Here is a 9655-nt window from a genome sequence, read left to right on the forward strand (position 1 = left end):
GGCGGCTCTACCAGGAATCACTCGAGATGGCCCAGCGCATCGGCGACCGCTACGGCGAGGGCTGGTCACTGTGGGGCCTCGCCATTCTCGACCGGCGGCAGGGCGACTACACCCTGGCCTGGGCCCGGCTCGAGCGGGCCTACGCGATCGCGGCCGAACTTCGCGACACCTGGATGCGCATCGACACCATCCGGGGCTTCGGCCACATCCACCTCAACCGCGACGAGTTCGCCTCCGCCCACCGCTGCTACACCGACTCCCTCACCCTCGCCGAACAAACCGACGACCCCCACGGCCAAGCCGACGCCTGGCGCGCCCTAGCCCGCCTCGCCGCCCTCACCGGAGACACCGAACACGCCCGCGAATGCCTGAGCAAAGCCGTGGCCCTCTACGAACCCATGGACGCAGTCCTCTTCCACGAGGTCCGCCGCGAACTCGACGCCCTCGGCGAGTGACACGCGCGAGTCCTCGACCTGCATGACCCGGCCGCCCCGAGCAACCTGTAGGTCGCTTGATCAGCGAACAGGGGCGTTCGGGATTACCCTGCTCGCGTGAGTCCCGAACGCTGCGATGGAATCGTGCTCGCGGCCGGTGCCGGTCGGCGGTATGGCATGCCGAAAGTGCTGGCCGAAGACGGTCGGTGGCTGCGCGGGGCTGTCGCGGCACTGCGCGATGGTGGATGCGCGCGAATCATCGTGGTGCTGGGCGCCACCGGGCCCGCATATCGCACCCCCGAGGGCGGCTGGCTGGTTTCGCAAACCTCGGGCATCGCGATTCCCGAAGGCGCGCAGCCGGTTTGGGCGGCCGACTGGGACATCGGTGTGAGTGCTTCGATGCGGGCCGGGTTGGCCGCGGCAGCCACCCCGAACCTGACGGGGATGACGGAAAACCCGGAGCGACGTGGCGATTCTATAGCTGCTTCGGGGAATACAGTGACGCGGAATACCTTGGTGCGGAATTCCGAGGCGCGGAAGATCGGCGCGCGGAATGCGGGAGCGGGGCGGGTCGGCCCGGCCGGGTTCGTGGCGATCATGCCGGTGGATACGCCGGATGTCGGGGCGGATGTGGTGGGGCGGGTCATCGCTGCCGCGCGGGCGGCTGAGAGTGGGTTGGCGCGGGCGGTTTTCGGGGGTGCGCCGGGGCATCCGGTGGTGTTGGGGCGGGGGCACTGGGCGGGGGTGTGTGCCAGTGCGGCGGGAAATTCGGGGGCGGGCACTTATTTACGGCAACGAGCGGATATGGTGTGCGTCACGTGCGATGACCTCGCAACGGGGATCGATCGGGATTATCCGGCGGGCAGCGCACTGTGATCGGGAGCATGTGATGCGGGAAATCGTCGACGACCTTCTTCGGGTGTGGCACAGCGGACGGACGGGTGGGCTGGCCACTCTCGTTCGGACACAGGGCGGTACGCCGGTGCCGGTGGGTTCGGCCATGGTGGTGGATGCCGACGGACGGGCCTTCGGGTCGATCTCTGCGGGCTGCGCGGAGGCCGCCGCCTACGAGGCCGCGGTGGAGTCCGCGCGCACCGGTCGGCGCGGTCTGCAACGCTTCGGGCCGGGCAGCGGGCTGGACGCGCAGATGGACTGCGTCGGCACCCTGGACGTCTTCACCGAGCCGTTCTCGCGCCGGCATTTCCCCGAATTCCCGGACGTGGCAGCCGATATCGCGGCGCAGAAGCAGGTCACGGTGTTCACGGTGGTGTGGCATTCGGACCCGGACGTGATCGGCCAGCATCTGATCACCGACCGCAAGCACGGCACCGAACTGGTGTCGCTGCCGGATTCGGATGTGTTCGTGTCCTCGTTCGCGCGGCCGCCGCATCTGATCCTGGTGGGCGCCAATGTGTTCGCGAGCGCGCTGGCCACCCAGGCCAAGCTGCTCGGCTACCGGATCACCATTGTCGACGCCCGCCCGACCTTCGCCAACGCGGCGGCGTATCCGGGCTGCGAGGTGGTGGTCGACTGGCCGCACCGCTACCTCAACACCCTCGCGTCCAACGGCGAGATCGATGCCAGCACCGCCATGGTGGTGCTCTCGCACGACCCGAAGTTCGAAATCCCTTTGCTCACCGTCGCTTTACGACTACCCGAGCTGGGTTACCTGGCCGCCCTGGGTACCCCGGCTTCACACGCGCATCGTTCCGAGGCCCTGCAGGCGGGCGGCTTCTCCGACGACGTCCTGGCCCGCCTACACTCCCCCGCCGGTCTGGATGTGGGCGCACGCACCCCGGCCGAGACCGCCGTCGCCATCGCCGCCGAACTGCTGGCGGTCCGCAACGGGACCTCGGCCGAGCCGCTGTCGTCCACCCCGGGGAGCGGCAAGCGGCACGTGCAACTGGTGCGCTGATCGCGTACCTGTCACGAGCCGCCCGCCGACGAAATCCCCTCTAGGACTTCAGTTCCGGGTGCTCGGCGTACATCTCCTTGAGCACCGACAGGTCGAACAGCTGACTGGCCTTGATATCGATCTTGGCCTTGCCGAGCGCGGTGATGTTCTGCGCGATCAGGTCGTCGGTCATGGTGAACAGCCCGTTGACCTTCGAGTCCGCGGAGACGACCAGCCCGTTCTGGGCGGCGGCCTCCATGGTCTGCTCCTTCAGCTCCAGCCGCTGATCCTTGCCGTACACCTCGACCGCCAGCCGCGCCGACTCCTCGGAGCTCGCGACGGCATCCTTCCAACCCTTGACCTCGGCCATCAGGAACGCCTTGAGCTTGTCGCGCTCGGAATCGATGGTCTTCTGGCTCACCGTCAGCGTCTCCGCCACCAGGGGCAGCCCGTAGTCGGCGAACAGGAAGTTCGTGTTCTGGAATCCCTTGGTGGCCAGTGTGATCGGCTCATTGGTGGCGTAGCTGACCCAGCCGTCCACCTCTCCGTTGGCCAGCGGCGTCGGATCGAATTGCGCGGGCACGATGGTGACATCGCTGGGCGTCATGCCGTTGGCGGTCAACAGGGCGTTGAAGATGAGCTGATTGGTGTCCTGCACACCGATCTTGCGGCCCTTCATGTCCTGCGGACTCTTGATCGGCTTGGCCGCGGAGCTCACGATGCAGAACGGGTTCTTCTGATACGTGGTGCCGACGATCTTGGCCGCCAGCCCCTCCAGCACGGCGGGCGCGGTGGTCTGCGGTGCGGACATGCCGATCCAGATCTTGCCGGTGCCCAGCCCCGCCTCCACCGAGGTGCTGGCCGCGCCGCCCGCGATCAGATTCACCGACCCGAATCCGGCGTCCTTGTAATAGCCCTTGGAGTCGGCGAAGTACTCGCCCGCGAATTCGATGTTCTTCAACCACGACAGCTGCACCGCGACGGTCCCGTACTTGGAGCCGTCGGCCGAACTGCCGTTGCCGCCGCCCGAGGAGCTGCTGCCGCAGGCGGCCAGCACCCCGGCGCCGCCGACCGCCGCACCGGCGAGTCCGGCATACCGGAGGAAGGATCGACGCCCCAGCGACGACGGGGACAACTGCGAGACCGGATCCGGCCGGAACAAACCACTCATCCGGCGAATGTAGGCCGTTTCGATTTCAGATATTTTGCTTTTCCGCAGGTATTTGTGTGCGGCACGTTAACTCGTGATGTCATTCGCGGCCCTGCTGCGGCGCGAAACGCGCCAGCACCAGATTCTCGGCCACGCCGACCACCGCGTACGCGAACACCGATACCACCGTCACCAGCGCGATCGACGCCCACAGCCGGTTGTATTGGAAGGTGGGTATCGCGCGGATCAGTCCCGCGCCCAATCCGGTTCCGCTGCCCAGCCATTCGCCGAGCAGCGCACCGATCAGCGCGCCCGGCACCGAGACACGCGCGGCGGCGAACACCGACGGCAGCGCGGCCGGGATCGCCACCATGCGCATGGCCGTCCAATTCGAGCCGCCGTAGGCCACAACGAGTTCCGTGGCCTGCCGGGGTGCGGACCGCAATCCGGTCATGATCATCACCAGGGCCGGGAAGAACACCACGATGGCCGCCATCACGGTGACCCCCAGCAGCCCGCGCCCGAACACCAGCACGATGATCGGGGTGATGGCCACCAGCGGCACCGACCGCAGCAGCATGGCCACCGGCATGAACGCCTGCGCGACCGCCGGGACGCCGATGAACAGCGCGGCCACGACCAGCGCCGCGCCGAGACCGGAGCCGAAGCCGATCAGGGCGTCCTTCAACGTGATTCGCATTTCATCGAAGATCACCCGGCGCGCGGTGTCCGAGGTCGGACCGGTCACCAGGTACTTCCACACGTCGCCGGGGCTCTTGCCGACCAGCCCGACCTGCGGGTACAGCTTCAGGAAGCCGTACCACAGCGCCACCAGCAGGATCAGCGAAACCAGCAGCGGCAGCAGGAATCTGCCGATCGGACGCAGTACATCCAGGGTCTTCATCACGCCTCCGCTCGCGTCCACGGCACCGCCACCCGCGCCACCAGCGCGACCACCGCATAACCCAGGCCCGCCAGCGCGGCCGCGGCCAGCGCCATGCCCCAGGTGCGCGGCACGTTGTAGGCGGTCTGCGCCGCGGTCAGGGCCACGCCGATACCGCTGTCCACGCCGCCCAGATATTCACCGATGATCGCGCCCAGCACCGCCGACGGCGCGGCGATCTTCAAGGCCGCCAACGTATTCGGCAGCGCCGCGATCACCTGCACCCGCCACAGCCGCTGCCAGCGCCCGCCACCGTAGGCGCGCACCAGATCCAGGCTGGTGCGATCCGCGGACCGCAGTCCGGCGACGGTCGCGACCATGGTGGTGAAGAAGCAGTACATCGCGGCCAGGAACACCGTCGGGGTGCGGCCGCCGAACACGACCAGGATGATCGGGCCCAGCGCCAGCAGCGGCGTGCAATAGCTGAGGATGGCCAGCTGGGTGACCAGCATCTCGATCGGCGGAATCAGGATCACCAGCAGCGCCAGCACGATCGCCAGCGCATTGCCCCACACGAAGCCTTGCAGCGCGCCCCACGCCGTGACCCGGAAGTTCGGGCCGTAGAGCGCCCAGCCGTCGGAGTACATGGTGTGCACCACATTCCACGGGCTCGGCACGGTGCCGCCCGCGACCCGCAGCTCGGCCAGCAGCGTCCACGCGGCCAGCAGCACCAGGATGCCCGCCAGCCCGCCCAGTCTGCTGATCCGGAGTCTGTCTCGTAGCTCGCTCAGAGTCATTCCGACGCCACCCCGCCCTGCCCGCTGCGACCGAACAGCAGTTCCTGCAAGTAGTCGTGCAGCTTGTGAAACTCCGGGGACCGCATCATCTCCGGGGTGCGCGGGCGCGGCAGGTCGATGTTCACGACCTCCACCACCCGGCCCGGGCGCGGGCTCATCACGGCCACCACGTCGGAGAGGAAGACCGCCTCGGCGATGCCGTGCGTGACCATCAGGGTGGTGGCGGGCTTCTCGGTCCAGATGCGCAGCAGTTCGAGGTTGAGCCGCTGCCGGGTCATATCGTCGAGCGCGCCGAACGGTTCGTCGAGCAGCAGCACCGTCGGCTTCACCACCAGGGCGCGGGCGATCGAAACCCGTTGCCGCATACCGCCGGACAGCTGCGCGGGCTTGGCCTTCTCGAACCCGTCCAGGCCGACCAGCGCGATCAGATCCGCGACCAGCTCCTTGTCCGCGGGCAGTCCCGCGACCTGCAGGGGCAGCTTGATATTGGATTCCACACTGCGCCAGGGCAACAGCGCCGAATCCTGGAAGGCGATCCCGAACTCGTGGCGGCGGCGCAACTCCGCCGGGGTCTCGCCATTGATCATCGCGGTGCCCGCAGACGGCGAATCCAGATCCGCCAGGATCCGCAGAATCGTCGACTTACCGCAGCCCGACGGCCCCAGCAACGACAGGAAAGCCCCTTGCGCGGTATGCAGATCCACCGCGTCCAGTGCCTGCACCACCCGCCGCCCGGAGCGGAACGTCTTGCTCAGCCCGCTGATATGAATGCCGGTACCCGCGGCGACTTCCTCCGAACTCATAGCGCCAACGGTAAGGGCCGGGAATTGCACGCAGATTGCAAATGGGCAGATGAAATGACGGACTTGTTACCACCACGTTGAGGGCTCGAACCAGTCCCGTGCCTCGCGGCGGAACAGCAATACGATGACCGCCAGCGAGACCAGCGGGCCCAGCGGTCCGGGCGGGCGTCCCTCGGTGATCGACGGCACCGTCCACAGCATGTTCATGGCGGCCACCAGGATCGCCCCGATCCGCACCATCTGCCCCTCGGAGTTGAAGGTCAACGCCACCAACCCGAGCAGGAACGCCGGAATGAACGGGACCGCCGTGGCGATCGCCGACCGCGTCCCGAGCAACCAGACCTGCGAGGCCACGCAGACGACACCCAGCCCGGCCATCCCGAGCGCGAGCAACTGAGCCGCGCGCACCACCCGCGGCATCCGGTACCTGTCCACACCCGCCCCCCGACCCGGCTGAGTATCTAGGTCCGACACTCCCCCAACCTAACCCCGTACGACCCCCCGAACCCCGCCACCACGCCGGTTCACAGCGACTCCACACCGGCGGATCTACGACCGCGCACCCACGATCTCGAGTTCGCGCACCTGCACGGTGGGCAGCAAACGCTCGCGCAATACCCGGTCGATCTCCCCGGCGACCGGAATTACCACGGCCGCAGCCGAAGTCGCGACCGCGTCGGCCAGCAGGGTGGGCCAGTCCGGCACACCGTCGGCGGCCAGGGCGGCGATGAGGGCCGCCACGGCGGCGTCACCCGCGCCGGTCGGGTTGCCCGCCAGCGGTTTCGGCAGGGCCGCGGTCCAGGCGCGGGTCGGGGTGACCGCGACCATGCCCGCGCCGCCCCGAGTCACCACCACCGCTGCCACCCCGTCGGTGATCAGGGGATCCACGGCCGCCAGGATCTCGGGGATCGTGCCCGCCGGGCGGCCGGTGAGACGTTCCAGCTCATCGGTATTGGGGGTGAGCACCACGCCGGGCACGCGGGCCGCCAATTCCAGCGCCTGACCGTCGAAATCGCAGATGGTGGGCACCCCGGCGGCCAGGGCGGTGCGGGCCAGTTCGGCGGGCACACCCGCGCTGACTCCGCCGGGCAGCGAACCGGCGATCACCAGGCCGCTCATATCGGAGAGGAAACCGTTGACCCGCACTCGGAGCTGATCGACGGCGTGCGGTTCGGTGACCCGCGGCCCGGGCTCCCAGAGCGCGGTCGCGGTGCCGTCGTCGGATTCGCTGATCACCACCGTGCGCCGCACCCACGGCAGCGCGTGCACGAAGTCCACCGGCATCTCGAGTTCGGCGGCGGCCGCGAAGGAATGATCGGAGAACCCGGTGGCGCGCGCGTACTTGCCGAGCTGATTGAGCACCCGGGTGACATTGATGCCGCGCCCGCCCAGGCGCTGATCCACCGAACGCACCCGTTGCGCTCGACCCCGCTCGAAATGCTCGACCCGGTACGTCATGTCGTAGGCGGGGTTCATCGTCACGGTGAGGATCACCCCACCATCACGGCATGTCACGGCACTTGATGCAACCCCTGGGGCGCATTGTGGCACCGAATGTCGTGCGGTCGAATGCCGTTGCCATTCGGAGATATTCGAAGGGCAGGATGTCGCCGTGCACTCGCTTCCGCCCAAACACCTGCTGCTGCAGGCCTGCCGCGGCCTGCCCCCCGAAGATCATCCGGTGCTGCGTTGCGCCGGATTACTCGCGGACCTGCACGAGCGGCGGCTCACGACGGCGAGCGGCACCGATCGGATCGACCATGATCGCGCCCGGCTGGTGCACGACATCGACTGCTGGGTGGCGGCCGAACTCCCCAAGGCGGCGCGCGACGCCCACCTGCACACCGAAACCGTGGGCACGGTGGTCGACCGGCTCGCCCAGTTCTCCGCGCTGGCCTACCTGACCCTGGCCATGTCACCCGACGACGCGGTCCACGAAGCCGCGCAGCGGCTCACCGAACTGGCCATCGCCTACGAGGATCTGGCGGGTGAACTGGCGACGGGACGGCGACGGCTACCGAACCTGACCGGCACCCACGACTACGACGCCTGACCTTCCACGAAGCCTGAAGCGAGACGCGACCATCCGGCCGCGGAATTGACCGCGGCCGGCGGTGCCCGGCGAGGGGGCAGGGCACCACCGGCCACAAGGGTGGACCATGCGCAGTCCACCGTCTAATCGAGCGAACGGCACGATTTCGCAGGAATCCGCGTGGGAGATGCGGTGGCAGTACCTGCTCCTCGTCACCTGACAACCGTCCGGTCGATGTCGACCCCTGAATCCTGGCCTCCGAAGCTCGGAGCGTGCCTTGTTCCAGCTGTGAATCATCTGTGAGGGGAGGGGCCAACTCTCGGGACTCTCAGGCGCTATTTTGTGCCGGGTAGGAGGGCTCGGATGGTGTCTATGGTGTCGGCTTCGGCGGGGTCTTTGTCGGGGCGGTAGCGGACTACGCGGGCGAAGCGGAGGGCTACGCCGCCGGGGTAGCGGGGGCTGGTTTGGACGCCGTCGAGGGCTATTTCGACTACCAGTTCGGGGTAGAGGTAGACGGTGCCGGTGTCGCGGGTGCGTTCGTGGCGGGGGAATTCGGCTGTCTGCCATTGGAGTAGGGCGTCGGTGAGGCCCTTGAAGGTTTTGCCGACCATGATCGGGTCGCCGCCTTCGGGGTCGCGGGCGCCGAGGTGGAGGTTGGACAGGTAGCCGGTGCGGCGGCCGTAGCCCCATTCCGCGCCCAGCACGATGAGGTCGAGGGTGTGGGTGGGTTTGATCTTCTGCCAGGCCCGGCCGCGGCGGCCCGCCGCGTAGGGGGCGTCCAGGGATTTGATCATGATGCCCTCGTGGCCCGCGGCCAGCGCGCCGTCGAAGTATTCGGCGGCGGCCTCGGCGTCGGGGGCGAGCAGGGCCGGGATGCTCAGGCCGGGAGCCACCTTGGTGAGGGCGGCGCGGCGCTCGCGCAGCGGGGCGTCGAGCAGATCCGCGCCGTCGAGGTGCAGGCAGTCGAAGAAGTACGGGTGCAGCAGCAGTTCCTGGGCCGTGGTCGCGCCGAAGCGGCTCATGGTCTCTTGGAAGGGGCGCGGGCGGCCGGAGTCGTTGAGCGCCAGCGTTTCTCCGTCGAGGACCACGCTGGTGCAGTCCAATTCCCGCACCAAACCCACCAATTCGGGCACGCTGGCGGTGATGTCGCGCAGGGTCCGGGTGAAGACCCACACCCGCTCACCGTCCCGGTGCACCTGGATGCGGGCCCCGTCCATCTTGACCTCGACACTGGCCGCCCCGTCGAACTCGGCCAGCGCCTCGTCCAAGGTCGCGCCCGGCGAGGCCAGCATCGGCTGGATCGGCCGGCCGACCTCGAGCCGGAAGGCCGCGAGCGCCACGACGCCACCCTCGCGTGCGGCCACCGCGGTGACCGGTAAGCGCCCGGACAGCATGTGCGCGCGGCGGACCGCGGCGATCGGGACCTCGAAGGCCGCGGTCACGGCTTCGGCGACGATCGCGGTCAGCGCACCCTGCCGCATTTCCCCGGTCAGCAATCGGATCAGGAAATCACGCTCGTCCGCGGTGGCGGCGGCGAACAGCTCGCTCAGCAGTTCCTGTCGCCGAGCCGTGGACCCGCTGCCGCCGACCGCGGCGAGCGTCTCGAACAGTTTGTCCACCGCCTCCACCGTGAGCGACGGCTCCGCGGCGGCGTCGACCTCG

The 9655-nt window shown here is 68.5% G+C and carries 11 protein-coding genes; 4 read left to right on the forward strand and 7 right to left on the reverse strand.

Annotation, left to right across the window (positions count from 1 at the left end; genetic code table 11):
• From ACWELQ_RS27395 to ACWELQ_RS27405, 3 genes are all read left to right on the forward strand, one after another.
• Positions 1–455: tetratricopeptide repeat protein (locus tag ACWELQ_RS27395; RefSeq protein WP_452399920.1), on the forward strand; the 455-nt coding region annotated here is incomplete at its 5' end.
• A 96-nt stretch (positions 456–551) separates the two neighbouring features.
• Positions 552–1310 carry a nucleotidyltransferase family protein gene (locus tag ACWELQ_RS27400; protein WP_452399921.1) on the forward strand — a complete coding sequence of 253 codons (759 nt, stop codon included), beginning with the start codon at positions 552–554 and terminating at the stop codon, positions 1308–1310.
• A gap of 13 nt (positions 1311–1323) precedes the next feature.
• Positions 1324–2349 (forward strand): XdhC family protein, encoded by a 1026-nt coding sequence (locus ACWELQ_RS27405; protein ID WP_452399922.1) that lies wholly within the window; start codon positions 1324–1326, stop codon positions 2347–2349.
• Positions 2350–2389: 40 nt separating this feature from the next.
• On the opposite strand, the gene ACWELQ_RS27410 is transcribed toward ACWELQ_RS27405, so the two are convergent.
• The 6 genes from ACWELQ_RS27410 to ACWELQ_RS27435 all read right to left on the reverse strand — a co-directional run bounded on the left by ACWELQ_RS27410 (position 2390) and on the right by ACWELQ_RS27435 (position 7476).
• A complete protein-coding gene (locus ACWELQ_RS27410; RefSeq protein ID WP_452399923.1) occupies positions 2390–3499 on the reverse strand; it encodes an ABC transporter substrate-binding protein in 1110 nt (369 codons plus the stop codon).
• A gap of 79 nt (positions 3500–3578) precedes the next feature.
• Positions 3579–4382, reverse strand: a complete 804-nt coding sequence (locus ACWELQ_RS27415) for an ABC transporter permease (protein ID WP_452399924.1) — start codon at positions 4380–4382, stop codon at positions 3579–3581.
• Positions 4382–5158, reverse strand: coding sequence for an ABC transporter permease (locus ACWELQ_RS27420; protein ID WP_452399925.1), 777 nt, complete (start codon positions 5156–5158; stop codon positions 4382–4384). Before ACWELQ_RS27420 ends, ACWELQ_RS27415 begins: the two co-directional genes overlap by 1 nt.
• Positions 5155–5961, reverse strand: coding sequence for an ABC transporter ATP-binding protein (locus tag ACWELQ_RS27425; protein WP_452399926.1), 807 nt, complete (start codon positions 5959–5961; stop codon positions 5155–5157). The genes ACWELQ_RS27420 and ACWELQ_RS27425 overlap by 4 nt, the downstream gene beginning before the upstream one ends.
• A 66-nt stretch (positions 5962–6027) precedes the next feature.
• A complete protein-coding gene (locus tag ACWELQ_RS27430; protein WP_452399927.1) occupies positions 6028–6396 on the reverse strand; it encodes a hypothetical protein in 369 nt (122 codons plus the stop codon).
• A 114-nt stretch (positions 6397–6510) separates the two neighbouring features.
• A complete protein-coding gene (locus tag ACWELQ_RS27435; protein ID WP_452399928.1) occupies positions 6511–7476 on the reverse strand; it encodes a hexose kinase in 966 nt (321 codons plus the stop codon).
• A 97-nt stretch (positions 7477–7573) separates the two neighbouring features.
• Here ACWELQ_RS27435 and ACWELQ_RS27440 point away from each other — a divergent pair, with 97 nt between their 5' ends.
• The gene (locus ACWELQ_RS27440; protein ID WP_452399929.1) at positions 7574–8014 is read left to right on the forward strand and encodes a DUF4254 domain-containing protein; all 441 of its coding nucleotides are present in this window, start codon (positions 7574–7576) and stop codon (positions 8012–8014) included.
• Positions 8015–8328: 314 nt separating this feature from the next.
• Here ACWELQ_RS27440 and ACWELQ_RS27445 read toward each other — a convergent pair.
• Positions 8329–9655 (reverse strand): ATP-dependent DNA ligase (locus tag ACWELQ_RS27445; RefSeq protein WP_452399930.1); only part of this gene is annotated, 1327 nt, incomplete at its 5' end.

The sequence above is a fragment of the Nocardia sp. NPDC004722 genome (assembly GCF_053601505.1).